The organism is Nocardioides sp. W7 (assembly GCF_022919075.1).
In the GTDB taxonomy this organism is placed as follows: domain Bacteria; phylum Actinomycetota; class Actinomycetes; order Propionibacteriales; family Nocardioidaceae; genus Nocardioides.
This window is the reverse complement of record NZ_CP095078.1, coordinates 227,431-251,729: the sequence shown is the minus strand read 5'-3', so window position 1 is coordinate 251,729 and position 24,299 is coordinate 227,431. Positions and strand designations below refer to the sequence as shown.

24 protein-coding genes are annotated in these 24,299 nt (G+C 71.4%); 10 read left to right on the top strand and 14 right to left on the bottom strand.

The features are described from left to right. Nucleotides 1–4 precede the first annotated feature (4 nt). Entirely contained in the window at nt 5–343 is a 339-nt protein-coding gene (locus tag MUB56_RS01325; protein WP_244930116.1) for a DUF1330 domain-containing protein, read from the bottom strand. An 86-nt stretch (nt 344–429) separates the two neighbouring features. On the opposite strand from MUB56_RS01325, the gene MUB56_RS01320 reads away from it, so the two are divergent. Together MUB56_RS01320 and MUB56_RS01315 are read left to right on the top strand one after the other, a co-directional pair. After that, entirely contained in the window at nt 430–1,200 is a 771-nt protein-coding gene (locus tag MUB56_RS01320; protein ID WP_244930115.1) for a helix-turn-helix transcriptional regulator, read from the top strand. Nucleotides 1,201–1,476: 276 nt separating this feature from the next. Further along, nucleotides 1,477–2,766 carry an HNH endonuclease signature motif containing protein gene (locus MUB56_RS01315; RefSeq protein ID WP_244930114.1) on the top strand — a complete coding sequence of 430 codons (1,290 nt, stop codon included), beginning with the start codon at nt 1,477–1,479 and terminating at the stop codon, nt 2,764–2,766. A gap of 379 nt (nt 2,767–3,145) precedes the next feature. On the opposite strand, the gene MUB56_RS01310 is transcribed toward MUB56_RS01315, so the two are convergent. From MUB56_RS01310 to MUB56_RS01290, 5 genes are all read right to left on the bottom strand, one after another. Beyond that, the gene (locus MUB56_RS01310) at nt 3,146–4,180 is read right to left on the bottom strand and encodes a LacI family DNA-binding transcriptional regulator (RefSeq protein WP_244930113.1); all 1,035 of its coding nucleotides are present in this window, start codon (nt 4,178–4,180) and stop codon (nt 3,146–3,148) included. 19 nt (nt 4,181–4,199) lie between these two features. Beyond that, nucleotides 4,200–5,666 carry a family 1 glycosylhydrolase gene (locus MUB56_RS01305; RefSeq protein WP_244930112.1) on the bottom strand — a complete coding sequence of 489 codons (1,467 nt, stop codon included), beginning with the start codon at nt 5,664–5,666 and terminating at the stop codon, nt 4,200–4,202. Continuing rightward, nucleotides 5,663–6,520: a carbohydrate ABC transporter permease gene (locus MUB56_RS25820; protein ID WP_280637347.1), complete on the bottom strand. Its 858-nt coding sequence runs from the start codon at nt 6,518–6,520 to the stop codon at nt 5,663–5,665. The genes MUB56_RS01305 and MUB56_RS25820 overlap by 4 nt, the downstream gene beginning before the upstream one ends. Beyond that, entirely contained in the window at nt 6,517–7,515 is a 999-nt protein-coding gene (locus tag MUB56_RS01295) for a sugar ABC transporter permease (RefSeq protein ID WP_244930111.1), read from the bottom strand. The genes MUB56_RS25820 and MUB56_RS01295 overlap by 4 nt, the downstream gene beginning before the upstream one ends. Before the next feature lie 111 nt (nt 7,516–7,626). Then, complete coding sequence (locus MUB56_RS01290) at nt 7,627–8,928, bottom strand: ABC transporter substrate-binding protein (protein WP_244930110.1); 1,302 nt, start codon at nt 8,926–8,928, stop codon at nt 7,627–7,629. A 274-nt stretch (nt 8,929–9,202) separates the two neighbouring features. On the opposite strand from MUB56_RS01290, the gene ugpC reads away from it, so the two are divergent. Continuing rightward, on the top strand, nt 9,203–10,312 hold the full coding sequence (gene ugpC, locus MUB56_RS01285; RefSeq protein ID WP_244930109.1) for a sn-glycerol-3-phosphate ABC transporter ATP-binding protein UgpC: 1,110 nt from the start codon (nt 9,203–9,205) through the stop codon (nt 10,310–10,312). Between the two features lie 78 nt (nt 10,313–10,390). Next, a complete protein-coding gene (locus MUB56_RS01280) occupies nt 10,391–11,635 on the top strand; it encodes a hypothetical protein (RefSeq protein WP_244930108.1) in 1,245 nt (414 codons plus the stop codon). Nucleotides 11,636–11,665: 30 nt separating this feature from the next. On the opposite strand, the gene typA is transcribed toward MUB56_RS01280, so the two are convergent. Beyond that, nucleotides 11,666–13,501 (bottom strand): translational GTPase TypA, encoded by a 1,836-nt coding sequence (typA, locus tag MUB56_RS01275; protein WP_244930107.1) that lies wholly within the window; start codon nt 13,499–13,501, stop codon nt 11,666–11,668. An 83-nt stretch (nt 13,502–13,584) separates the two neighbouring features. Beyond that, on the bottom strand, nt 13,585–14,469 hold the full coding sequence (locus MUB56_RS01270; RefSeq protein WP_244930106.1) for a hypothetical protein: 885 nt from the start codon (nt 14,467–14,469) through the stop codon (nt 13,585–13,587). Nucleotides 14,470–14,496: 27 nt separating this feature from the next. On the opposite strand from MUB56_RS01270, the gene MUB56_RS01265 reads away from it, so the two are divergent. Continuing rightward, a complete protein-coding gene (locus tag MUB56_RS01265; RefSeq protein WP_244930105.1) occupies nt 14,497–14,967 on the top strand; it encodes a PPOX class F420-dependent oxidoreductase in 471 nt (156 codons plus the stop codon). A gap of 38 nt (nt 14,968–15,005) precedes the next feature. Further along, nucleotides 15,006–16,259 carry a protealysin inhibitor emfourin gene (locus MUB56_RS01260; RefSeq protein ID WP_244930104.1) on the top strand — a complete coding sequence of 418 codons (1,254 nt, stop codon included), beginning with the start codon at nt 15,006–15,008 and terminating at the stop codon, nt 16,257–16,259. Nucleotides 16,260–16,262: 3 nt separating this feature from the next. On the opposite strand, the gene MUB56_RS01255 is transcribed toward MUB56_RS01260, so the two are convergent. Together MUB56_RS01255 and MUB56_RS01250 are read right to left on the bottom strand one after the other, a co-directional pair. Continuing rightward, on the bottom strand, nt 16,263–16,952 hold the full coding sequence (locus tag MUB56_RS01255) for an amino acid racemase (RefSeq protein ID WP_244930103.1): 690 nt from the start codon (nt 16,950–16,952) through the stop codon (nt 16,263–16,265). 4 nt (nt 16,953–16,956) lie between these two features. Next, nucleotides 16,957–17,496, bottom strand: a complete 540-nt coding sequence (locus MUB56_RS01250) for a TetR/AcrR family transcriptional regulator (protein WP_244930102.1) — start codon at nt 17,494–17,496, stop codon at nt 16,957–16,959. 68 nt (nt 17,497–17,564) lie between these two features. Between MUB56_RS01250 and MUB56_RS01245 the strand changes: the two genes are divergently transcribed. Further along, nucleotides 17,565–18,377, top strand: coding sequence for a phosphatase PAP2 family protein (locus tag MUB56_RS01245; RefSeq protein WP_244930101.1), 813 nt, complete (start codon nt 17,565–17,567; stop codon nt 18,375–18,377). Here the strand turns inward: MUB56_RS01245 and MUB56_RS01240 are convergent. Beyond that, nucleotides 18,289–19,035, bottom strand: a complete 747-nt coding sequence (locus MUB56_RS01240) for an SDR family NAD(P)-dependent oxidoreductase (protein ID WP_244930100.1) — start codon at nt 19,033–19,035, stop codon at nt 18,289–18,291. The genes MUB56_RS01245 and MUB56_RS01240 overlap by 89 nt on opposite strands. 77 nt (nt 19,036–19,112) lie before the next feature. On the opposite strand from MUB56_RS01240, the gene MUB56_RS01235 reads away from it, so the two are divergent. The 3 genes from MUB56_RS01235 (at nt 19,113) to MUB56_RS01225 (ending at nt 21,348) form a co-directional block, all read left to right on the top strand. After that, nucleotides 19,113–19,475: a hypothetical protein gene (locus MUB56_RS01235; RefSeq protein WP_244930099.1), complete on the top strand. Its 363-nt coding sequence runs from the start codon at nt 19,113–19,115 to the stop codon at nt 19,473–19,475. A 119-nt stretch (nt 19,476–19,594) separates the two neighbouring features. After that, complete coding sequence (gene mshA, locus MUB56_RS01230; protein ID WP_244932332.1) at nt 19,595–20,830, top strand: D-inositol-3-phosphate glycosyltransferase; 1,236 nt, start codon at nt 19,595–19,597, stop codon at nt 20,828–20,830. Further along, nucleotides 20,827–21,348 carry a YbjN domain-containing protein gene (locus tag MUB56_RS01225; RefSeq protein ID WP_244930098.1) on the top strand — a complete coding sequence of 174 codons (522 nt, stop codon included), beginning with the start codon at nt 20,827–20,829 and terminating at the stop codon, nt 21,346–21,348. Before mshA ends, MUB56_RS01225 begins: the two co-directional genes overlap by 4 nt. Here MUB56_RS01225 and MUB56_RS01220 read toward each other — a convergent pair. From MUB56_RS01220 to MUB56_RS01210, 3 genes are all read right to left on the bottom strand, one after another. Continuing rightward, nucleotides 21,345–22,292 carry a DMT family transporter gene (locus MUB56_RS01220; protein WP_244930097.1) on the bottom strand — a complete coding sequence of 316 codons (948 nt, stop codon included), beginning with the start codon at nt 22,290–22,292 and terminating at the stop codon, nt 21,345–21,347. The two genes, MUB56_RS01225 and MUB56_RS01220, sit on opposite strands and share 4 nt — an antisense overlap. A gap of 90 nt (nt 22,293–22,382) precedes the next feature. Beyond that, a complete protein-coding gene (locus tag MUB56_RS01215; RefSeq protein WP_244930096.1) occupies nt 22,383–23,060 on the bottom strand; it encodes a response regulator transcription factor in 678 nt (225 codons plus the stop codon). Next, nucleotides 23,057–24,214, bottom strand: a complete 1,158-nt coding sequence (locus tag MUB56_RS01210) for an ATP-binding protein (RefSeq protein ID WP_244930095.1) — start codon at nt 24,212–24,214, stop codon at nt 23,057–23,059. Before MUB56_RS01210 ends, MUB56_RS01215 begins: the two co-directional genes overlap by 4 nt. Nucleotides 24,215–24,299: the final 85 nt, after the last annotated feature.

Sequence of the window (24,299 nt, the reverse complement as noted above, 5' to 3'; positions counted from 1 at the left end):
GGCCTCAGGTGAGCAGGGTGGCCAGCTTGTCGACCGCGCGGTAGCCCGTCGGGACGCCGGTGAGGACGGCCGCGCGCGAGTCGCTGTGCTCGGTGCGCAGCGGCAGGATGGCCTGGTAGGCGGGGGAGTCGTACCAGGCGAGGGCGGCCTCCCGGTCGGGGAAGGCGATGATGACGACGTCGTCCGGCCACTCGCCCTCGACCGCGTCGATGCGGCCCCCGTGGACGATGAAGTGGCCGCCGTACGGCGCCAGGGTGGCGTCGATCTGCTCGAGGTAGGTGACGATCTCGGGTCCGAGGTCGACGTCGCGGAGGTGGGCGATGGCGTAAGCGGGTGTGGTCATGCGTCGAGTCCACCCCGGTGGGGTCAGGACGTCGATGACCTCGGAGGTAGTCGGCGTCGGGCGCGAGCACGTCGTACCGTCGGCGCATGACGGAGAGCGCCCAGCAGGCGGGCGAGATGATCCGGGGCTGGCGCCGGCGTCGACACCTGTCCCAGCTGGAGCTGGCCCACCGCGCCGGGGTCTCGGGCCGGCACCTGAGCTTCGTGGAGACCGGCCGGTCCCAACCGACGCCGGCGATGATCCTGCGGCTGTGCGACCAGCTCGCGGTGCCGCTGCGCGAGCAGAACCGGGTGCTGCTCGCGGGCGGGTTCGCCCCCGCGCACCCCGAGCTCGACCTGGCCGACCCACCGATGACCGACGTCGCCGCCGCCATCGAGGGCATCCTCTCGGCGCACCTGCCGTTCCCCGCCCTGGTCGTCGACCCGGGCTGGGACCTGGTGTCGGCCAACGACGCGATCTACGCGCTCCTCGACGGCGTCGCGCCGCAGCTGCTCGAGCCGCCCGTCAACGTCATCCGGCTGACCCTGGCCCCCGACGGGCTGGCGCCGCGCATCGTCAACCTCGACGAGTGGCGCGAGCACCTGCTCGCCCGGCTGGCCCACGAGCACGACCTCTCGGGCGACCCCCGCCTCGTCGCCCTCCTCGAGGAGCTCGGTCCGGCCGGGACGGCAGCCTCGCGCTCGCCCGGCCTGGTGGTCCCCCTGCGGCTGCGCGGCGACGGTGGCGAGCTCGCGTTCCTCTCCACCACCACCGTGTTCGGTACGCCGCGCGAGGTCACGCTCTCCGAGCTCGCCATCGAGGCGTTCTACCCCGCGGACGCGGCGACGCGTGCGGCGCTGGTCGCCGACGGTGGTTGAGGAGGTCGCGCAGCGACCGTCGTCCCGGTGGTCGAGCAGGTTGCGCAGCAACCGTGTCGAAACCCGGTGAGCCGAGGTACGGCGGTGGGTTGCCGTCACCTGTCGGCATCAGGCTGGTTCGAGGACTTTCAATGAAATAGGGGGCTCGTCGTCTGCTCGGGTCGTCGTACCTGGTCGCGGCTGCTTCTCGGCTCACGGTTCCTTCGGGTCGACCGTTGTGGTCACCGCTGTGGAAGAAGAACCTGGACTGTCGGTGGCTCCGATTACATTACTGGTATGGCCAACGGTGAGCTGCTCGACTGCGACGACGCATCCGCGTTGCTCGCGTTCGTGCGCGCTGAGCGGCAGGCCGAGGCCCGGGCCGCTGCGAATCTGATGGCGTCGGCGGTTGCCTGGGCGGCGATGCACTCCACCGAGTCCCTCGACGAGGCCGCGAGCCTGGTCCCGGGCAGTCAGGAGCCGGTCGCGATCGCCGGCGAGGGTGCCCCGTTGGTGGCGGAGTTCAGTGTGTTCGAGTTCGCCGCCGCCCTCGGTCTGTCCACCGATGCCGGACGGATCTACCTCGGTGATGCGGTCGAGCTGGCGCACCGGCTGCCGAGGCTCTACGGCCGGGTCCAGGCGCTGGACCTGCCGGCGTGGAAGGCGCGGCGGATCGCCAAAGCCACCAGTGACCTGCCGATGGAGGGTGCGGCCTACGTGGACGCGCACCTGCACACGGTGGCGCACAAGGTCTCGATCGCCCAGCTCGACCGGACTGTCGAGGAAGCCCGGGTGACCTTCGACCCGGCTGAGGCGCAGGCTCGCCAGGTCGCGGCGCACGAGGCCCGGCACTTCGACATCGAGTCCCAGCAGGTCTCCTTCGACGGCACCGTCGACGTCCACGGCACCCTCGACCTGGCCGACGCCCTCGACCTCGAAGACGCCGTCGCCCGCCGCGCCCGCGAGTTCGGCCAGCTCGGTCTCGACGTGGCGCTCGACATCCGCCGCTCGATCGCGGTCGGCGACCTGGCCCGGCGCCAGCTGTCGCTGGAGCTCAACGCTGAGGATCCGCGGCGGAAGCGGCCGCGGCAGGTGGTGCTGCACGTGCACCTCTCCGAGGCCGCCCTCGGCGACCCCACCGGCGACGACCTGCACCTGGCCCGGGTCGAGGAGACCCGTTCGTTCGTGTCGGCCGAGCAGGTGAAGACGTGGTGCGCCAACGGCGACACCCAGGTGATCGTGAAGCCGGTCATCGACCTGGCCGGTCACGTCCACGTCGACGCCTACGAGACCCCGGACCGGCTCCGCGAACGCCAGGTCCTGCTCCAACACTCGTGTGTGTTCCCGTGGTGTCGCAAGCCGGCCCGTCGGTGCGACTGCGACCACATCGACCCCGCCGCGCGGGGCGGACCTACCTGCGACTGCAACATCGCCCCGCTCTGCCGCCGACACCACCGAGCGAAGACCCACACCCGGTGGCGCTACGACAAGCTCGACGACACCACCTTCGTATGGCGAAGCCCCAACGGTCTGCTGTTCAAACGCGACCACACCGGCACCATCCCGCTCGACACCCTGCAGCCCTGACCGGCACCGCCCGCCCGTCAGGGCTACAGGCGCGCCCCGTGACAGATGGCGATGCTGCGCGGGTCACCAGGCGGCAGTAAAGCGCCCCACCTCGACCGGCATCACGCACCCGCATCGCCAGGTCGACAAGCCATCCGCGACGGTGACCACGAGGGTCGACCCGAAGGGATCGTGAGCAGACAAGCAGCCGCGACCAGGTACGACGACCCGAGCGGACGACGAGCCCCTTACTTCACTGAAAATCTTCGAACCAGCCTGGTGTCGAGCGGATGACCGCCACCCACCGCGTACTCGGCGCTGTCCCTTGGCTCACCGGATCTCGACAACGTCAGGCGCTGGCGCGCCTTCCTGCTCGATCACCGGGGGCCAGGGGCCGGCGTCAGGCGGTGCCTCGGCGGACGAGCGAGGGCGGGAAGATCACCCGCATGGCGGCGGCGGGACGCTCGCCGTCGACCTGCTCGAGCAGCAGGCGGGTGGCCTGCTCGGCCATCTCGCGGATCGGGTTCCGGATGGTGGTGAGGGGCGGGTCGGTGCGCTCGTGGACGCCGAGGTCGTCGTACCCGATCACGGCGACGTCGTCGGGCACTCGGCGGCCGAGGGCCTTGAGGGTCTTCAGGGTGCCGGCGGCCATCAGGTCGGAGGCGACGACGATGCCGTCGAGGTCGGGGTGCCGGGCGAGCAGCGCGGCGGCCGCGCGCTCGCCGCCGGCCTCGGTGAAGTCGCCGTGCTCGACCGCGTCGTCGGCGAGACCGGCGTGGCGCATGGCGGCGTACCAGCCGTCGAGGCGGTCGACGCTGGCGGTCATGTCGGCGGGCCCGGCCACGGTGCCGATCCGGATGCAGCCGCGGTCGATGAGCGCCTGGGTGGCGGTGCGGCCGCCGGCGACGTTGTCGGTGTCGACGTAGGCGACCTTGTCGGCGCTGGTCCACGGCCGACCGACGAACGCGCACGGCAGGTCGAGGGCGGCGAGGTGGTCGGCGAGGCTGTCGCTCTGGTGGTGGGAGACCACGAGGGCGCCGTCGATGTGGCGGTTGCGCAGGTAGCGCAGCATCCGCTGCTCCTCCTCGCCCGGGCGCGCCAGCAGGAGCACCAGCTGTACGTCGCGCTCCGCCAGGACCCGGGTAGCCCCGCGCAGGGTGTGGGCGAAGAACGGGTCGGTGAAGACCCGCTCGTCGGGCTCGGGGACGACGAGCGCGACGGAGTCGGTACGCCGGGTCACCAGGCTGCGGGCCGCCGGGTTGGGGGTGTAGCCGAGGGTGCGCACCGCGGCGTCGACCGCGTTCTGCGCGGTGGCGCTGACCCGGTTGCCGCCATTGATGGCCCGCGAGGCCGTCGCCCGGGAGACGCCGGCCAGCCGGGCGACCTCGTCGAGGGTGGGCGAGCCCCCGGGTCCGTGGCCGCCGCGGGAGTTCACCCGCGCCACGCTACCGACCTCACGGGGTCCCCTCGCGCAGCTGTCCGGTCCGGGCGGCCTCGGCGTAGAAGCGAGCACTGGCCTTCGGCGTGCGCACCTGGGTGTCGTAGTCGACGTGCACGATGCCGAACCGCTGCCGGTATCCGTAGGCCCACTCGTAGTTGTCGAGCAGCGACCACGCGAAGTACCCGCGCACGTCGACGCCCTGCTCGATGGCGTCGTACGTCGCCCGCAGGTGCGCGTCGATGAACCCGAGCCGCCCCTGGTCGTCGACCGTCCCGTCGGGACCGACCTCGTCGTCGTACGCCGCGCCGTTCTCGGTGATGTAGAGCGGCGGCACGTCGTAGTCGTCGCGGAGCCGCACCAGCAGGCGGGTCAGCCCCTCGGGCTGCACCTCCCAGTCCATCCCGGTGACCGGCAGTCCGCGCCGCGGGAAGCTGATGTCGTCGCCGCCCGGGAACGGTGGCCGGACCGGCCGCGGCGCGTGCTCGATGCGCGACCCGAGCAGCTGCGTCCGGTCCTCCACCGGGCGCCCGCTCGCGGCGTCGCCGTGGTAGTAGTTCACGCCGAGTACGTCGAGCGGCGTGCTGATGAGCGCGAGGTCGCCGTCCTGGACGAAGTCCTGCCACTGCTTGCCCTCGAACGTCAGCCCCTCGGTGTCGCCGGCCAGGTCGTCGGCGTAGCGGCCGCGGAGGATCGGGTCGAGGAAGACCCGGTTCCAGAAGCCGTCGATGCGGCGGGCCGCGTCGACGTCCGCGGGCTCGGTGGTGTCGAAGGGCTCCGCCACGGTGAGGTTGAGCGTGATCCCGAGCTGCGCCGTCGTCTCGCGTCGGCGGAGCTCGTCGACGACCAGCCCGTGCCCGAGCATCAGGTGGTGGGCGGCGACCACCCCGGCCACGCCCTCCTGGCGACCCGGGGCGTGCTGGCCGCCGGTGTAGCCGAGGAACGCGGAGCACCAGGGCTCGTTCATCGTGGTCCAGTACGGCACGCGGTCGCCCAGGGCGTCGTGCAGGGTCAGCGCGTAGTCGGCGAAGCGGTAGGCCGTGTCGCGGTTGGTCCAGCCGCCGACCTCCTCGAGCGCCTGCGGGAGATCCCAGTGGTACAGCGTGAGCCACGGCGTGATGCCGCTGCCGAGCAGCTCGTCGACGAGGCGGGCGTAGAAGTCGATGCCGGCCTGGTTGGGCGCGCCGCCGTCGGGGCGGATCCGCGGCCACGCGGTGGAGAACCGGTAGGCGTTGAGGTGGAGCGAGCGCATCAGCGCGACGTCCTCGGGGACCCGGTGGTAGTGGTCGCACGCCACGTCGCCGCTGTCGCCGCCGAGCACCGCGCCGGGGACGCGCGAGAAGGTGTCCCAGATCGACGGCGTACGGCCGTCCTCAGCCGTGGCGCCCTCGATCTGGTACGCCGCGGTCGCAGCTCCCCAGAGGAAGTCGGGGGGGAAGACCAGCAGCCCGGGGGTGGTGGGCGTGGTCGTGGGGGAAGTCATCCCTTCACTGCTCCTTGCATGATGCCGGCGACCAGCTGACGGCCGGAGAGGACGAACAGGACCAGCAGCGGGATCGTGGCGAGCCCGGTGCCGCAGAGGACGAGCGCGTAGTCGGTGGTCTGGCCCTGGCCGCTGATGGCCAGCTCGTCCAGCGCGACCTGGAGGGTCTGGTTGTCCTTCAGCGCGACGAGTGGCCACATGTAGTCGGTCCAGACGGTCATGAAGGTGAAGAGGAACAGGATCGCCATCGCCGGGCGTGCGGCCGGGACGGCCACCGTCCAGAAGGTGCGGATCATCGAGGCGCCGTCGACCCGTGCCGCCTCGATCAGCTCGTCGGGGATCGCGTCGAGGAGGTACTGCCGCATGAAGAACACGCCGAACGCCGTGACCAGGGTGGGGAGGGCGACCGCGAGCAGCGTGTCGTACAGGCCGTAGTCGGTGATGATGATGAACAGCGGCACGATCGCGAGCTGGGTCGGGACCGCCATCGTCAGGATGACGAAGCCCATCAGGGCGTTGCTGCCGCGGAACCGCAGCTTGGCGAAGCTGTAGCCGGCCAGCGTCGCGAAGAGTACGACGGATGCCGCGCAGGCGGTCGAGACGATGATGCTGTTGACCATCGCCTGCCAGAAGTCGATGGTGTCGAAGACCCGGCGGGCGTTGTCGAGGAAGTGCCCGCCCGGGACGAGCGGCGGGGGCATCTCCATCGCCTCGGCCTTGGTGTGCGAGCCGATCACGAACGACCAGTAGAGCGGCAGCGCCGAACCGACGACGAAGGCGGCGAGCAGCCCGTAGACCACCCAGCCCGGACGGTCGACCAGCCTGCTGCGCGCGCTCATGCGGGGGAGGCTCATGCGTTCCTCCTGGTGAGGTAGCGAGTCAGGGCGAAGTTGAGCAGCGCGATCCCCACGATGATCAAGAAGAGGATCCATGCGGCCGCGGAGGCCCGGCCGTAGAAGCCGTCGACGATGCCGCGGTCGTAGATGTAGAGCGCCGCGGTCATGTACTGGTGGTCCGCGCCGCCCTCGCGGCTCATCGAGTCGTCGAAGAGGCGGGGCTCGGTGAAGATCTGCAGGCCGCCGATGGTGCTGGTGACGATGACGAAGATCATCGTCGGGCGGATCATCGGCAGCGTGATCGACCGGAACTGGCGGACCCGACCGGCACCGTCGAGCGCGGCGGACTCGTAGAGGTCGCGGGGCACGGCCTGCATGGCCGCCAGGAAGATCAGGGTGTTGTAGCCGGTCCAGCGCCAGTTGACCATGCTCGAGATGGCGAAGTGGCTCCACAGGCGGTCGACGTGCCAGCGGATGGGCTCGAGACCGATCTCGCGGAGCGTGGCGTTGATCAGCCCGGACTGGTCGGCGAAGAGGCTGCCGAAGATGAGGGCGGCGGCGGCCGGCGCGACGACGAACGGCAGCAGCACGCTCATCCGCCAGAAGGTGCTGGCGCGGAGCCGGTTGTCGAGGAGCGCCGCGATCGAGACGGCGACGACGATCTGCGGCACCGACGACATCAGGAAGATGCTGAAGGTGTTGACCAGCGCCTTGCGGAAGATCGGGTCGGTGAGGACGAACTCGAAGTTCTCCAGGCCGGTGAAGTCGCCGCGCTGGCGGTAGATCTTGTCCCAGTCGTGCACCGACAGGTAGCCGGTGTAGAGCAGCGGGAACAGCCCGACCAGGGCGAACAGGAGGAAGAACGGCGAGATGTAGAGGTAGGGGGAGAACTTCAGGTCCCAGCGCGACAGACGCCGGCGGCGGATCAGCCGGCCGTCGGGCGGCTCGGTCGCGGTCGTCGTACTCCCGGACTCGGTGCCGGCGCCGGGGCCTGGTCGGTCATCGGTGAGCATCGGCGTCCTTCCTGGGTGGTTCCGCTGGTGCACGGGTTCGTGCGGGGTGTGTCGGGCCGCCCGGGGGAGAGCCCCGGGCGGGCCGACGGTCCGGTCACTCCAGCATCGTGATCACTGGAGCGAGGCGACGTCCTGCTCGAAGGTCGCCCACGACTTGTCGGGAGCGACGCCCTGGTCGACGCGGTTGATGGCGTCCTGGAACTTCTGCAGGACGTCGGAGTAGAGCGGACCGTGGTACGGCTGGACGGTGATCGCCGCGGCCCGGTTGGAGAAGATCTCGCCGGCCGGAGCCCCGTTGAAGTAGTCGTCCGTGGCCGTCAGGACCGCCTCGGACGTCAGCGCCTCGACCTGCGACGGGAAGTTGCCGGTCACCTCGAAGACCTTGGTCTGCTGCTCGGGAGCGGTGATCCAGGTGATGAACTCCTTCGCCTCGGCCTGGTGGGTCGAGACCTTCGGGACGGTGAGGTAGGAGCCGCCCCAGTTGCCGCCACCGCCCGGGAAGACGTCGGCGATGTCCCAGACGACACCCGCGGGTGCCGGCTCACCGGTGTTCTCCTTGATGTTGGCGCGCATCCAGCCGGGGCAGGCGACGGTGGCGTTCCCCGGCTCCTTGAAGGCGGCCGTCCAGTCGGGGCTCCACTGCACGGCCTTGCTGCCGAGGTCGGTGTGCGAGGTGACGGTGTCCCAGACGTTCTTCAGCTCGTCCGACCCGATGTCGATGGTGTTGTCGGCCTGCTCGAAGGGGAACTCGACCTGGTTGAGCATCGCCTGGGCGATCGAGCCGCTGGCGTCGTAGAAGTTGGCGTCCGAGCTCTTCTTGAACTCCTCACCCAGGGCGAAGTAGTCGTCCCAGGTGCCCATGCGGGCGGCCACCTCCTCGCGGTCGCTCGGCAGACCGGCGGCCTCGAACAGGTCCTTGCGGTAGCAGATCGCCTGGGGGCCGGCGTCGGTCGCGTAGCCGAGCAGCTGTCCGTCCTCGGTGGTGGCTCCGGCGGACTTGAAGTCCAGCCAGCGGCCCTCGACCTCGGACGAGGACAGGTCGACCCAGACGTCGGGCGCGGCCACCACGGCCGGCATGTAGTCGCCCTCCACGGCGACGACGTCCGGGAGACCCTTGCCGCCGGCCTGCAGGCTGGTGGTGATCTCGGCCTTCCAGTCGTCCCACTTCGACACCTTGGTCTGCTCGACCTGGGTGTCGGGGTGGTCCTTGTTCCACTGCTCGATCAGCGCGTCGTAGCCGAACTCGCCGAAGGTGGTGATGGTGAGGGAATCGCCGGCGGCGAGGTCCTCCTGGTCTGCGGACTCCTTCGGATCACTGTCGCCACCGCACGCGGCGGTCAGTCCGAGGACGAGGACGCCGACAGCGGCGGCCGCGAGGGACCGGCGGGCCGGTCGAGGGATTCTGTTGCGCACGGTGACACTCCTGACTTGCACGAATCATTGGCAGTGTCGATCGGAGGTCCCGGGTCGGACGTGGAAGGGTGTGAGAGCGCTTCCACTGATCGACAGTCGTCACGATGACATGGGTCACATTTGATGTCAATAGGAGCCCCGAATTGCGGCGTAGAGGGTCGGTTAGGTGTGGAAACGCTTCCACTAGACGTGTTCGCGCTGGCGTCGTACGGTGCTTTCACCCATTCACGACGGATCGTCCGGCACGTGCCTGCCGGTGAAGGGAAGTCCAGTCATGTCGTCTGTGACCTTTCAGCATGCGGAGCGGATCTATCCCGGCTCCGAGACCCCGGCGGTGGCGGATCTGAACCTGGAGATCGGGGCCGGGGAGTTCATGGTCCTCGTCGGTCCCTCGGGTTGTGGGAAGTCGACCTCGTTGCGGATGCTCGCGGGTCTGGAGGAGGTCACGGCCGGCGAGATCCTGATCGGGAACAGGGCGGTGACGCACCTGCCGCCCAAGGACCGCGACATCGCGATGGTCTTCCAGAACTACGCCCTCTATCCGCACATGTCGGTGGCCGAGAACATGGCGTTCGCGTTGAAGATGGCCGGAGTCTCCAAGGACGAGCGGCGGGTCCGGGTGGCCGAGGCGGCGCGGCTGCTCGACCTGGAGGCCTTCCTCGACCGCAAGCCCAAGGCGCTCTCCGGTGGTCAGCGCCAGCGGGTCGCGATGGGGCGCGCGATCGTGCGTCAGCCGCAGGTGTTCTGCATGGACGAGCCGCTGTCGAACCTCGACGCCAAGCTCCGGGTCTCGACGAGGACCCAGATCGCGGCGTTGCAGCAGCGGCTGGGGATCACCACCGTCTACGTCACGCACGACCAGGTCGAGGCGATGACGATGGGCGATCGGGTCGCAGTGCTCAAGGACGGGATCCTGCAGCAGGTCGACACCCCGCTCGCGCTCTACGACCGGCCGGCCAACCTGTTCGTCGCGGGCTTCATCGGCTCACCCTCGATGAACCTGCTCTCGGCCAAGACCTCCGGGGCGGGGGTCGCCACCGTCGACGGGTTCTCGATCCCGATCGACCGGGACGCGGCCGCACGTGCCTCGGGGGCGATCACCCTCGGCGTACGCCCCGAGTCGTGGCGCCTCGCCGCCGACGGTGAGGAGGGCTACCCGGTCAGGGTCGCGGTCGTCGAGGAGCTCGGTGCCGATGCGTTCCTCTACGCCACCCCGGCAGAACCGGCCCCCGACGCCGCCGGCGAGGGCGGGCTGCTCGCCCAGGTCGTGGCCCGCATCGACGCCCGGATGTCACTGAGCAAGGGCGAGGTCGTCCGCCTCGCCACCAGCCCCGAGAAGGTGCACGTCTTCGACACCACCACCGGCGCCCGCCTCACCCCCTGACCCCGCTCCATCAGGCAGCCGCGGGCGGTGGGGCCGGCGCGGCACCCGGTGGCCGGCGCGGTCGCTAGGGTGCGCGACATGGTGAGAGTGCGGCGGCTGGTTCACACAACGTGGCTGCGCCTCGTCGACCTCCTCGACCACGCGCGCTGGGTCGTGCTCAGCCTGGTGCTCGCCTGCGTCGGGCTGCTGGGCGTCTGGACGGAGGTGCCCCGCGTCGTCAACATCGGACTCGCACTGACCTCGTTCGGGCTGCTGTGGGGCGAGTGGCAGCGGCACCTGCAGAGCGTGCGCTCGCTGACGTTCATCGACCGGGTCGGGGACGGCTACGACGATCTCGCCGCGACGTACCGGGGCTCGACGAGGTACAGCCTGGTGAAGGCCAACCAGCACCACGTCGTCCTCGATCGCGTCGCGAGCGCCGCGATCGCCGCCGACGGGGTCACCGGCACCGTGGCCAGTGAACGGTACGTCCTGCCGCACGAGCTCAGGGCCGGGGTGCAGTACCGGCGCATGCGGATCAAGCGCCGCGACACCTACAACGGCCCCCTGCTCGGGCTGGACAGCGATCTCGGCAGCGCCGAGGTGCTCGCCACCGATCGCTGGAAGCTGCTCCCGGCGCGGTACTGGGACCACCTCGCCTCCGACATCATGGCCAGCAAGATCGCGCTCCGCTCCGGTCGGGTCGTCCCCCAGCTGGGTCGCTCGCTGTACGTCGACCGGGCCGGCCGACTGCGCGATCTCGGCGAGAGCTGGCTGCTGAACGGGATCGGTACGTCGCTGCTCGCCATCACCAGCGACCGGCGAGTCGTGGTCGTGTCCCAGTCGGAGCTCAACGAGTCGAGCGGGGGACTGCTGGCGCCCTCGGGCAGCGGCTCGCTGGAGCCACGCGACCTGCACGGCGCGAGCTCGGCCGGGCTCGCGGCGATCGTGGCCAACGGGGCGCTCCGGGAGCTGAGCGAGGAGACCGGCATCGTCGCGTCGGAGGTCGTCGAGACCGCCTTCCTCGGCTTCGGTCGCTGGGTCGAGAAGGCCGGCAAGCCCGAGCTGTGGAGTGTGGCGTGGCTCGCCATCGACTCGCACCAGGTCCGCCGCAAGCGGATCCTGAACCAGGAGCGGCCGTTCACGACCAGCGTCGAGGCGCTCCGGGTGTCGGACCCGGTCTCCTGGGATGCGGACCGTCCGGAGGAGGTGCTCCGCGAGGCCGAGAGCCTGCTGCTCTCCGTGCCGTTGCTGATCGGCCTGCGGCTCCTGGTCGAGGCGTACCAGGACCCCGACTCGGTCGCGGGAGACCTGGTCCGCCGGGCCATGGCAACCGCTCCCTGAGCCACCGGCCACCCCGCCCACCTCGCCGAGTCAGCAGAAACAGCCGGCCGAGTCGGGGGTGACCTCGACGCACTCGTCGTCGCGGCAGAACTCCAGGCACTGCTCCAGCGACAGCTTGCGCGGCGGGATCAGCTTCTCGAAGTTGTCGGAGGTGGCGGACCGGATGTTGGTCTGCTGCTTCTCCTTGGTGATGTTGACGTCCATGTCGTCGGCGCGGGAGTTCTCGCCGACGATCATGCCCTCGTAGACCTCGGTCGTCGGCTCGACGAACATGGTCCCGCGCTCCTGCAGGTTGGTCATGGCGTACGCCGTGGCAGCGCCCTTGCGGTCCGCCACCAGGGAGCCGTTGGTCCGCGAGCGGATCTCGCCGGCCCACGGCTCGTAGCCCTCGGAGATGCCGTGCGCGATGCCGGTGCCGCGGGTGTCGGTGAGGAACTGGGTCCGGAAGCCGATCAGGCCTCGGGCCGGGACCAGGAACTCCATGCGCACCCAGCCGGTGCCGTGGTTGGTCATCTGCTCCATCCGGCCCTTGCGGGCGGCGAGCAGCTCGGTGATCGTGCCGAGGTACTCCTCCGGCGCGTCGATGGTCAGGCGCTCGAACGGCTCGTGGACCTTGCCGTTGACCTCCTTGGTGACCACCTGCGGCTTGCCGACCGTGAGCTCGAAGCCCTCGCGGCGCATCTGCTCGACGAGGATGGCCAGCGCGAGCTCGCCGCGGCCCTGGACCTCCCAGGCGTCCGGGCGCTCGGTCGGGAGGATGCGCAGCGACACGTTGCCGATCAGCTCGGAGTCGAGGCGGTCCTTGACCAGGCGAGCGGTGACCTTGCCGCCCTTGACCCGGCCGACGAGCGGCGAGGTGTTGGTGCCGATGGTCATCGAGATCGCGGGCTCGTCGACGTGGATGAGCGGCAGCGCGATCGGGTTCTCCGGGTCGGCGAGGGTCTCGCCGATGGTGATCTCGGGGATGCCCGCGATGGCGACGATGTCGCCGGGTCCGGCGGACTCGCCGGGCTTGCGCTCGAGGCCCTCGGTGATCAGGAGCTCGGTGATCTTGACGTTCTTGACCTCGCCGTCGCGACGCATCCAGGCGACGGTCTGGCCCTTCTTAAGGGTGCCCTGGTGGACCCGGACCAGCGCGAGCCGGCCGAGGAACGGCGAGGCGTCGAGGTTGGTGACGTGGGCCTGCAGCGGCGCGCCCTCGTCGTACGTCGGCGCCGGGATCGTCTCCAGGATGGTCTTGAACAGCGGCTCGAGGTCGCTGCCCTCCGGCATGGTGCCGTTCTCCGGGCGCTCCAGGCTGGCGATGCCGGCGCGGCCCGAGGCGTAGACGACCGGGAAGTCGAGGGCGTCCTGGCTGTGGGACTCGTCGAGCAGGTCCATGAACAGCTCGTAGGTCTCGTCGACGACCTCGGCGATCCGGGCGTCCCCGCGGTCGGTCTTGTTGACCACCAGGATCACCGGCATGTCGGCGTTGAGGGCCTTGCGGAGCACGAAGCGGGTCTGGGGGAGCGGGCCCTCGGAGGCGTCGACCAGCAGCACGATGCCGTCGACCATGGACAGCCCGCGCTCGACCTCGCCACCGAAGTCGGCGTGGCCGGGGGTGTCGATGATGTTGATGACCATCGGCTGGCCGCCGCCGGCGGGACCCTCGTAGTGGACCGCGGTGTTCTTCGCGAGGATCGTGATGCCCTTCTCGCGCTCCAGGTCACCGGAGTCCATGACCCGCTCGGCGACGCTCTCGGCCTGGTGGGCGGTGAAGGCGCCGGCCTGGCGCAGCATCGCGTCGACGAGGGTGGTCTTGCCGTGGTCGACGTGCGCGACGATGGCTACGTTGCGCAGGTCGGTGCGCTGAGTGTTTCCAGACATGGCGGTACGACGTCACTTCCGGTGGGGTGCGAGGACCCGAACGGGCCTCGTCGAGTCTACCGGCGCGCGCCGCTCCCGCCGATTCAGCGGACGGCGCCCTCGGCGAACAGGGCCGTGATCTCCGGCACTCCGAGCCGGGCGTACGGCGCGAAGGCGGCCGCGAGCGAGCCGTCCGGCCAGTACCTGCCCTCGCGGAGCTCGCCCCTCTCGGTCCAGCTCCACCGCCAGATGCCGGCGCTGCGTCGTACCTCGTTGCGGTGCCGGGGCGGCTCGACGGGAGGCAGGTCGTTGAGCTCGCGCCAGGTCGTGCCGAGCATCGCCACCAGGGTCGTCTCCGCGAGCGGGCCGGGCGGCTGGAAGGTCGCGATCTGGTGCTGGTCGCCCTCGTCGTCGAGGCGGGAGATCCGGGTCCAGAACTGATCGCTTCGCACGACGTACGCCGTGCCGTCCGCCGCGGCCAGCCGGCAGTACGACGGCGCGTGCACCTCGATCCGCCCGCCCAGCTCGGCGACCGCGGCGACGGCGTCGGGGGTCAGGAGCCGCTTGGAGGTGGTCGCCTCCTTCTCCTGGGCCCGCTCGTCCTCGACCTGCCACTGCTGACGCCAACCCTCGTGACGCAGCGCCGTCTTGTCGGGCAGCCGGCCCGCGGCGAGCGACGCGAACAACAGCTCCGGGGGCGCGCTCGACCAGTAGTCGAAGAACACCGCGGTGACCCCCAGCTCGGCCAGCGTGCGGTCCGCGAGGCGCAGGACCCGCGCCTCGCCGTCGGCGTACATCCCCACCCAGTCGCCGCGGCGATCGCCGATCCAGATCACCCAGCTGCCGGTGCCGCCCGCGACGGACACGCCGGGGGAGAGGTGGGCGAGGAACGTCCCGAGCGTCGTCTCGCCCGGCACGTCGACCACCCGCTCGTGGGACTCCGTGTCGTCGCCCATCGCCACGCTGTCGCGATCCACCGTCACCTGCATGCGACCTAGTCTGCCTACTCTGGACGTATGCCTCGGATCGCCACGAAGGACCGCGTCGGCCTCGACCAGCTGCTGGAGTTCGTCCGGCCACGCCACCGGATGCTGCTGGTCACGACGAAGGCCGACGGCTCGCCCCAGATCTCGCCGGTCACGGGCGGCGTCGACGACGGCGGGCGGATCGTGATCTCGACCTATCCCGACCGGGCGAAGGTGACCAACCTGCGCCGGCGTCCGGCCGCGACCGTGCTCGTCCTCTCCGACGAGTGGGACGACGCGTGGGTCCAGGTCGACGGCACGACCGAGGTGCTCGACATGCCGGACCGGGCGGCCGAGGACGGACTGGTCGAGTACTTCCGCTGCATCTCCGGCGAGCACCCCGACTGGGACGACTACCGCGCGGCGATGGGGCGCCAGGGCAAGACCCTGCTCCGGATCACCCCCGAGTCGTGGGGCCCGATCGCCACCGGCGGGTTCCCGCCGGACCGCGCGCCCGCCTGAGCCTTGTCGCTGTCGGCGCTCGGGCGGAGGCTGGGGGCATGAGGTGCTCGTTCCTGCCGCCGTACCTGATCCGCCGGCTCGCCGTCACGCTCGGCCCGGCGGCGTACGACCTGACCCTGATCGAGGACGACCGGATCCGCTCGCTGCGCGCACGGGGGCCGGCGTCGACCGTGGTCGGCGCGGCCGCCTGGACGGTGCACGACGCCGGCGGGTCGACCGACCTCCCCGGCCGGGCCGTGCGTGCGGCGGGAGAGCCGGCCACCGGTGACCCCGCCGTCGACGAGGCGGCGACCGGAGGGGCGGGCGCGCTGGACCTGTTCGCCGAGGTCTACGGCCGCTCGTCGTACGACGACGCGGGGGCGCCGGTGTCGATGAGCGTGCACTACGGCCAGCGCTACGCCAACGCGTTCTGGGACGGCACCCAGCTGGTCTTCGGCGACGGGGACGGCCGGGTCTTCGACCGGTTCACCAAGCCGGTCGACGTGCTCGGGCACGAGCTGACGCACGCCGTGACCGAGCACTCCGCGGGCCTGGTCTACGAGGGCCAGTCCGGCGCGCTCAACGAGTCCGTCTCCGACGTCTTCGCCTCCTGCCTCAAGCAGCGGCTGCTCGACCAGAGCGCCGACCAGGCCGACTGGCTGATCGGGGCCGGGCTCTTCCTCCCCGGCATCGACGCGCGCGGCCTGCGCGACCTGGCCGCGCCCGGCACGGCGTACGACGACCCGCTGCTCGGCCGCGACCCGCAGCCGGGTCACCTCGACGACTTCGTCGACACCGAGGACGACAACGGTGGCGTGCACATCAACTCCGGCATCCCCAACCGGGCCTTCCACCTCGCCGCGACCGCGATCGGCGGGCGGGCCTGGGAGGGGGCGGGCCGGATCTGGTACGCCGCGCTGACCGGTGGCCGGGTCGGGCCGCGGACCGACTTCGCCGCCTTCGCCTCCGCCACCGTGGCGGTCGCCGGTGAGCACACCGAGGCGGTCCGGGCCGCGTGGTCGGGCGTCGGGGTGAGCCCGGGCAGCGGGGTGGCGGCGGTCCGTCGTACCGGCGGGTTCGCGGGCCTGGTCGCCACCGGCCGGGTCGACCTGGACTCGGCCGACGACCGGTGCGCAGAGGTGCGCGACCTGCTCGACCGGGTCGAGCTGGGTGCGGTCCGGGCCGCCGACCCGCGACCGGACATGTTCGTCTACGACTTCGACCTGCCGGCCGGCGGCGCCCGGGTCCCCGAGCAGGCGCTCACCCCCGAGCTGCGCCGGCTCGCCGAGCTGCTGCTCCGCGACGACGGGTGAGCGTCAGGCGAGCGCGCGGTCCAGTGCGGCGGCGACGTGCAGCGTGGTGCTCGGGAAGACCGGCACGTCGACGTCGGCCTGCCGGATGAGCAGCTCCAGCTCGGTGCAGCCGAGCACGACCCCGCCGGCGCCGGCGTCCCACAGCTCCTCGATGACCGAGACGACGGTACGACGCGAGTCGCTCTCGACCCGGCCGTGCACCAGCTCGTCGTAGATGATCCGGTTGACCTCGTCGTGACGCGCGGGATCGGGGACGTGGACGCTCAGCCCGTGCGAGGCGAGCCGGTCGGTGAAGTACGGCCGCGACATGGCGAACGTGGTTCCGACGAAGCCGATCGAGTGCACGCCCGCGGCCACAGCCGCGTCGGCGACCACGTCGCCGAGGTGCAGCAGCGGGATGCCGACCGCGTCGGCCACCTGGTCGGCGACCAGGTGGAAGGTCGTGGTGCACAGCAGCAGGAAGTCGGCGCCGGCGCGCTCGACGCCCTGCGCCGCCGTGGTGAGGACGGCGGCGACGTCGTCCCAGCGCTCGGCCTCCTGAAACGCGGTCACCTCCGCGAAGTCGACCGAGCTGAGCACCGTCCTGGCCGAGCTGAGCGCGCCCACGCGCGCCTCGACCCCCCGGTTGAGCGCTTCGTAGTACGCCGCCGAGCTCTCCCAGCTCAGCCCGCCCACGAGTCCGATGGTCTGCACGGGCTCAGTCTGTCAGCTCGAGGACGGCTCGGTTGAGCAACCACAGACTCCGGGCCAGCTCCTCGGGGGTGGGGCGGTCGGAGTCGGTGGCGAGCCAGCGACCCATCACCCGGGCGATCCCGCCCGCGGCGTAGGAGGCCGCGACCGGGTCCGCGTGCGGGAACGCCTCCTGGACCCTCCCGACCAGCCAGTCCTCGAAGGCGGCCTGCACCTGGACGTACGCCGTCGGCTCCGCGGAGAGACAGGCGTACTGCCCCCGCTCGGCGTGCAGCCGCACCAGGGCCGCGGCGAGGACCTCGGGTCCGTCGGCGGGGACGCACATCTCGGCCCGTGTCTGGTCGAGCCGGTGCCGGATGGTGGCCCCGAGCAGGTCGGCCATGGACGGGAAGTGCTGGTAGAAGGTCGGCCGGCTGATCCGCGCCCGGGTGCACAGCGCACCGATCGTCAGCTCGGCCCAGGACCCCTGCTCGAGCACCTCCTCGACGGCCGTCACGAGGGCGGCGCGGGTTCGCGAGACCCGGACGTCGGCGGACGTGGTCGACATGGCGTCACCCTATTCGCTCGGCCGGAGGTCACTGTCGACCTCCATCTTACAAATGTAAGATAAGTCCCGTGCTGAACGTCCTGCTGCCGCCCACGGCCGCGCCGCCAGCCGGACGTCGGCACCGCGCTCGGCTCGCCTCCGCGCTCAGGGAGACGGCGCTCGTGCTCGCGCTGTTCGGGCTCTACAACCTCGGCCGGCTGGTCGCCACGAGCCGGCTCGACGGCGCCGACGAGCACGCCCGGGCGCTGCTGGACGTGCAGGCGACCCTGCGACTGCCGTCGGAGGCGGCGGTGCAGGAACGGGCGCTGGCGGTGCCGCACCTGATCGGCCTGGCCGATCACTACTACCTGCTCCACTTCCCACTCACGATCGGCGTCCTGGTCTGGCTCTACGTGCGGCACCGGCCGGGCTACCTCTGGGCGCGCCGCTCCCTGGCGCTCGCCACCGGCGTCGCGATGCTGGTGCACATCTGGCTGCCGACGACGCCGCCTCGGCTGCTGGCCGGACTGGGCATGGTCGACACCGGCCGGGTCGGCGGCAACAGCGCGTACGTCGGGACGCCGGTCTCGGAGCTCGCGAACGAGTACGCCGCCATGCCCAGCCTGCACGTCGGCTGGGCCGTGCTGCTGGCCGTCGTCCTGGTGCAGGTCGGCCGGAGCCGATGGCGCTGGCTGTGGGTGCTGCACCCGCTGACCACCCTGCTGGTGGTCGTGGTGACGGCCAACCACTACTGGCTGGACGCCGCCGTCGGGACGGCGCTGGTGCTCGGTGCGCTGGCGCTGATCGCTCGGGTCAGAGTTCCCGGTGGATTTTATGCTGCGCGGCTTGGGCGCGGGGGCGGAGGACCAGCTCGTCGATGTTCACGTGCGGAGGCCGGGTGACCATCCAGGTGATCGCGTCCGCCACGTCCTCGGCGGTCAGCGGCTCGGCGACGCCGGCGTACACCGCGTCGGCCTTCTCCCGGTCGCCCTCGAAGCGGACCAGCGCGAACTCGTCGGTCTTCACCATGCCGGGGGCGATCTCCATGACCCGGACCGGCTGGTCCCACAGCTCCAGGCGCAGGGTCTCGGTGACGACCTGGGTGCCGTGCTTGGCGGCCGTGTAGCCGGCGCCGCCCTCGTAGGCGATCCGGCCGGCGGTCGACCCGACGTTGAGGATCGCGCCCGCGCCGCTGGCGATCAGGGCGGGCAGCAGCGCCCGGGTGACCTGCATCAGGCCGATGACGTTGACCTCGTACATCCGCCGCCACTCGTCGCCGTCCGCCGCGGCAACCGGCGAGGAGCCGAAGGCGCCGCCGGCGTTGTTGACCAGGACGTCGAGGCGGTCGCCGACCAGGTCGGCGAGGGCGGCGACGGAGGCCTCGTCGGTCACGTCGCACACCACCGGCGTACCCCCGATCTCGGCGGCCAGCTCGGCCACCCGGTCCGCGCGGCGCGCGGCGCAGTAGACGTGGAAGCCCTGGCCGGCCAGGCCACGGGCGGTGGCCGCTCCGATCCCGCTGCTGGCCCCGGTCACGACGGCGGTACGACGAGTGCTCACCCCGCCATTCTGGTCGGTGTCCCCGCCCGGTGGCACACTGACCCGTCGTCACGACCGGACCAGATCGGAGGCACCCCATGGCCCCACGGACCCTCGCCGACCTCTGCGGAGCGCTGGGCGGCCTTGTCTGGGTGGTGCGCTGGATCCTCGCGGCGAACGGTGCCGGCGACGCCGTCCTGGGCGCGACGTACGGCGCCGGTCTGGCGCTGCTGGCGATCGGCGTGGCCGGGGCGGGCGCTCGGCTGGCCGGTGTCGCGTGGCTGAGCGGGGTGGTGGCGGTCTGCTTCCCCGTCCTCGCCTGGTCGGTGCTGATGGTGCTCCACGAGTCGGGCGACCACGCCCGAATCGACGGGCTCCTCGGAGTGCTCGCGCTGGTGGCCTGGGTGCCCCTGTTGCGGAGGTCGCGCCACCGGGCACGGCTCGGGGCGCACGCCGCCTGAGACGGCGGGAATCGTGGGCTGCCTCTCGTGGTTGCGCTCTGGAGGACGAGGATGTGGCCCGGCACGGGCGGGTCGAGGACACGGTGAGGAGCACGGTGGAGCGCATCAGGCGACTGGCCATGATCAGCCTGCACACCTCGCCGCTCGATCAGCCCGGCACGGGCGATGCGGGCGGCATGAACGTCTACGTCATCGAGCTGGCCAAGCGGCTCGCCGCGCAGGACATCGAGGTCGACATCTTCACGCGGGCGACCAGCTCGGCGCTGCCCCCTGTGGTGGCTGCCGGCGACGGCATCGCCGTCCACCACGTCCACGCCGGACCGTTCGAGGGGCTGACCAAGATCGAGCTGCCGGGCCAGCTGTGCGTCTTCGCCCGGGAGGTGCTGCGCGCCGAGGCGGCCCAGCCGGTCGGGCACTACGACGCGGTGCACTCCCACTACTGGCTCTCCGGCCAGGTCGGGGCGCTCGCCCGCGACCGGTGGGGGGTGCCGCTCGTGCACTCCATGCACACGATGGCCAAGGTGAAGAACGACGCCCTCGCCGCCGACGACACCCCCGAGCCGGCTGCCCGGATCATCGGCGAGGAGCAGGTCGTCGAGGCCGCCGACATGCTGATCGCCAACACGGCTCTCGAGGCCCAGCAGCTGATCCAGCTGTACGACGCCGACCCGTCCCGCGTCGACGTGGTGCACCCCGGCGTCGACCTGACCGTCTTCCAGCCCCTGGACCGGGCGGCGACCCGCGTCGAGCTGGGGCTGCCCGTCGACGCGCACGTGCTGCTCTTCGCGGGCCGGATCCAGCCGCTCAAGGCGCCCGACGTGCTGCTGCGTGCGGTCGCCGTACTCCTGCAGCGCTCGCCCGGCCTGCGCGGGCACCTGGTGGTGCCCGTGGTCGGCGGTCCCTCCGGCACCGGCCTCGAGCGGCCCGAGTCCCTGGCGGCCCTGGCCGCGGAGCTCGGTCTCAACGACGTCGTCCGCTTCGTGCCGCCGGTGAGCCAGGGCCAGCTCGCCCGCTGGTACGCCGCCGCGACCGCGGTCGCCGTCCCCTCCTACAACGAGTCGTTCGGGCTGGTCGCCGCCGAGGCGCAGGCGACCGGGACCCCCGTCGTCGCCGCGGCGGTCGGCGGCCTCACGACGATCGTGCGCGACCGGCACAGCGGGCTGCTGGTCGACGGCCACGACCCCGAGGACTGGGCCACGGCCCTGGGGCAGGTCGTCACCGACCCCGACCTCCGGGTCCGGCTGGAGGCGGGTGCGCTGGAGCAGGCGCGGCAGTTCTCCTGGGAGGCGACCGCCGAGCGGACCCTGGCGGTCTACGAGCGGGCGCGCTCGGCGATGCGGGAGTCGGTCGGATGACCACCCCGACGAACGACCTCGCCCAGGTCGTCCGCGACCACCTCGCCGCGAACGAGATCGAGTACGACGAGATCGGCCCCGGCGTCTTCTCCCTGACCCTGCCGGGTGAGAAGAAGCTGCAGACCGCCGTCCGCCTCGACCTCGGCGAGCACGCCCTCGGGGTGCACGCCTTCGTGTGCCGCAACCCCGACGAGAACCACGAGCGGGTCTACCGCTGGCTGCTCGAGCGGAACCTGAAGATGTACGCCGTCTCCTTCGCCGTCGACCGGCTCGGGGACATCTACCTCGACGCCCGGCTCCCGCTCACGTCCGTCACCCCCGACGAGCTCGACCGGCTGCTCGGCTCGGTGCTGACCTACGCCGACGAGTCGTTCAACGCGATCCTCGAGCTCGGCTTCGCCTCCTCGATCCGCAAGGAGTGGGAGTGGCGCAAGCTGCGCGGCGAGCCGACCAAGAACCTCGAGGCGTTCCGCGGGTGGCTGGAGTCGGGCGAGGAGCCCGCCTCCTCCGAGCACTAGGCCGGTGCCGGCCGGTCCTCGGCCACCGGGCGGGGCTTGCGCCGCGCGACCGCCACGCCCACCAGGGCGAGCGCGCCACCGGCGTAGGCCATCGTCGGGGGCGCCTCGTCGAGGAAGATCAGCCCCATCACGATGGTCAGCGGCGGCACCAGGTAGGTGGTGATGCCGAGGCTGCTGGCGCTCATGTGCTGCAGGGCGAAGGCGTACGTCGTGAACGCGATCGCCGTCGGGAACACCCCGAGGTAGACCACCCACAGGATCGAGGAGGCGGACGCTTCGCCGGCCTCCTCGACCAGCTGGCCGGCGAACGGGAGGCAGACGATCGCCCCGACGGTGCAGGCCAGCCAGGTGACCTGGAGGGCGGGCAGCCGGGCGACCAGCGGCTTCTGCAGCACCAGGCTGACGGAGTAGACGACCGCGGCGACCAGGCAGAGCACGACGCCGAGCAGGTCGCGGTCGCCGCCGTCCGACGTCGACAGCCCGATCAGGGCGACCCCGCCGAAGGCGAGCGCGAGGCCCAGCCCGAGCCAGACGGTGAAGCGCTCGTCGAGGAACACGGTCGCCAGCAGGGCGATCAGCACCGGGGAGACCTGGATCAGCATCGCCGCCGTGCCGGCGTCGACGCGCTGCTCACCCTCGTTGAGGGCGACGTTGTAGATGCCGAACCAGAGCACGCCGATCGTGACGATCGAGACCCACTGGCGCCCGGTCGGCCGCGGCAGTCCCTGCGGCAGCGCGACCGCCGCCAGGCACACCGCCCCGACCAGCAACCGGCCGAGCGAGAGCGCGCCCGGGGAGAAGTCGTGGCCCAGGTGCCGGATCGCGACGAAGGCCGAGGCCCAGAAAACCAGGGTCACGGCCACCGCCCCGACCGGCAGCCACGCGGGCGGTCCACCCGGGGTGGCGGGGCCGGCGGGCGTCGCGGAGGTCGTCGTACTGGTCACCGGGACAGCCTAGGAACCGGCACCGACAGTGGACACGCGGTTTTCGGACGGCGTACCGCGAGATCCCGCCAGCCCTGAACGCCTGGACGCTCAGAGATCCAATTTGTAGCCCAGCCCGCGCACGGTGACCAGGAACTTCGGCTCGCCCGGGTCGGGCTCGAGCTTGGCCCGCAGCCGCTTCACGTGCACGTCGAGGGTCTTGGTGTCGCCGACGTAGTCGGAGCCCCAGACCCGGTCGATGAGCTGGCCGCGCGTGAGCACCCGGCCCGGGTTGCGCAGGAACATCTCCAGCAGCTCGAACTCCTTCAGCGGGAGCCGCTGCTCGGTCCCGCCGACGGTCACCACGTGCCGCTCGACGTCCATCCGCACCGGGCCGGCCTCAAGCGTGGCCGGTGCGAGGTCGGGCTCCTGGCCGCGGCGGAGCACCGCGCGGATCCGGGCCACCAGCTCGCGCGGGGAGTACGGCTTGGTGACGTAGTCGTCGGCGCCCAGCTCGAGGCCGACCACCTTGTCGACCTCGTCGTCCTTGGCGCTGACCATGATCACCGGCACGCTGGAGGTCTGGCGGATCTGCCGGCACACCTCGGTCCCGGGCAGCCCGGGCAGCATCAGGTCGAGCAGCACGATGTCGGCGCCGTTGCGGTCGAACTCGGTCAGCGCGGAGTTGCCGTCGGCCGCGATGGCGACCTCGAAGCCCTCCTTGCGCAGCATGTAGGCGAGCGCCTCGCTGTAGCTCTCTTCATCCTCGACGACGAGTACCCGGGTCACGGGAGTTCCTCCTGGTTGATGTCTTCCTTCGAGGTGGCCCCGAAGTACTGGGGGAGAGTCAAGGTGAACGTAGACCCTTGGCCCTCGACCGACCACACCCGGACTTCTCCGCCGTGCGTGGCCGCGACGTGCTTGACGATGGACAGGCCGAGCCCGGTGCCGCCGGTGGAGCGGTGGCGGGCGGGGTCGACCCGGTAGAACCGCTCGAAGATCCGGTCGATCTCGTCGGGCGGGATGCCGATGCCCTGGTCGACGACCGAGATCTCCACCGAGCCCTCGTCGACCTTGGTGGTGACCAGCACGGTGGCGTCGGGCTCGGAGTACGACACGGCGTTCGCGACCAGGTTGCTCACCGCCGCGGTGACCTGCTCCTCGTTGCCGAAGACCTGCAACCCCGACGTGCCGGCGGTGAGGATCTGGATCCGCTTGGAGTCGGCGTCGATGGCGCTGGTGTCGACCGCGACCGCGATGACGTCGTCGAGGCCGACCGCGGACGGCGCCTCGAGCGGGTCGTCGGCCTGCAGCCGGGAGAGCTCGATGATCTGCTGGACGAGCTGAGCGAGCCGGTCGCTCTCGATGAGCATCCGGGCGGCGAACCGCTTGACCGCGGTCGGGTCCTCGGCCGCCTCGTGCATCGCCTCGGCGAGCAGCCGGATCGCGCCGACCGGGGTCTTCAGCTCGTGACTCACGTTGGCCACGAAGTCGCGGCGTACCTCCTCGACGCGACGCTCGCGGGTGCGGTCCTCGACCAGGGCCAGCACCAGCCGCGAGCCGAGGGGCGCGACCCGCGCGGTGACGTGCCGCGCTGGGACCCCGGCGCGGCTCATCACCAGCTCGGTCTCGCGGATCTGGCCGTCGCGCCGGACCTGGCGGACCAGCTCGGCGAGGTCGTCGGCGACCAGGCGGGTGCCGCGTACCAGGCCCAGCGCGTACGCCGGCGCCGAGGCCTTCAGGACCACGTCGGCGTCGTCGACCACGACCGCGCTGCTGCGCAGGACCGACAGGACGGTGGCGACGCCCGCGGGCACGACCGGCTCCTCGTGGGTCGGGAGCTGGTGCTGCTGGCGGTCGCTGATCGCCCAGGCAAGGACGGCGCCGCCTGCGACCACGGCCCCGATGACCGCAGCGAGGAACGCCTGTGTCGTCGGGTCCACGGCGGCAACAGTACGGTGGGATTCACCTGGAGTTCGCCCCCTGGGCGCCGGCTTCCGACTGTTCACCACCCGTTCACGCGACCAC

Coding starts and splice junctions, on each gene's coding strand:
- MUB56_RS01325 (WP_244930116.1), bottom strand. CDS start 343: ATGACCACACCCGCTTACGCCATCGCCCACCTCCGCGACGTCGACCTC.
- MUB56_RS01320 (WP_244930115.1), top strand. CDS start 430: ATGACGGAGAGCGCCCAGCAGGCGGGCGAGATGATCCGGGGCTGGCGC.
- MUB56_RS01315 (WP_244930114.1), top strand. CDS start 1,477: ATGGCCAACGGTGAGCTGCTCGACTGCGACGACGCATCCGCGTTGCTC.
- MUB56_RS01305 (WP_244930112.1), bottom strand. CDS start 5,666: ATGACTTCCCCCACGACCACGCCCACCACCCCCGGGCTGCTGGTCTTC.
- MUB56_RS25820 (WP_280637347.1), bottom strand. CDS start 6,520: ATGAGCCTCCCCCGCATGAGCGCGCGCAGCAGGCTGGTCGACCGTCCG.
- MUB56_RS01295 (WP_244930111.1), bottom strand. CDS start 7,515: ATGCTCACCGATGACCGACCAGGCCCCGGCGCCGGCACCGAGTCCGGG.
- ugpC (WP_244930109.1), top strand. CDS start 9,203: ATGTCGTCTGTGACCTTTCAGCATGCGGAGCGGATCTATCCCGGCTCC.
- MUB56_RS01280 (WP_244930108.1), top strand. CDS start 10,391: ATGGTGAGAGTGCGGCGGCTGGTTCACACAACGTGGCTGCGCCTCGTC.
- typA (WP_244930107.1), bottom strand. CDS start 13,501: ATGTCTGGAAACACTCAGCGCACCGACCTGCGCAACGTAGCCATCGTC.
- MUB56_RS01270 (WP_244930106.1), bottom strand. CDS start 14,469: ATGCAGGTGACGGTGGATCGCGACAGCGTGGCGATGGGCGACGACACG.
- MUB56_RS01265 (WP_244930105.1), top strand. CDS start 14,497: ATGCCTCGGATCGCCACGAAGGACCGCGTCGGCCTCGACCAGCTGCTG.
- MUB56_RS01260 (WP_244930104.1), top strand. CDS start 15,006: ATGAGGTGCTCGTTCCTGCCGCCGTACCTGATCCGCCGGCTCGCCGTC.
- MUB56_RS01250 (WP_244930102.1), bottom strand. CDS start 17,496: ATGTCGACCACGTCCGCCGACGTCCGGGTCTCGCGAACCCGCGCCGCC.
- MUB56_RS01235 (WP_244930099.1), top strand. CDS start 19,113: ATGGCCCCACGGACCCTCGCCGACCTCTGCGGAGCGCTGGGCGGCCTT.
- mshA (WP_244932332.1), top strand. CDS start 19,595: ATGATCAGCCTGCACACCTCGCCGCTCGATCAGCCCGGCACGGGCGAT.
- MUB56_RS01225 (WP_244930098.1), top strand. CDS start 20,827: ATGACCACCCCGACGAACGACCTCGCCCAGGTCGTCCGCGACCACCTC.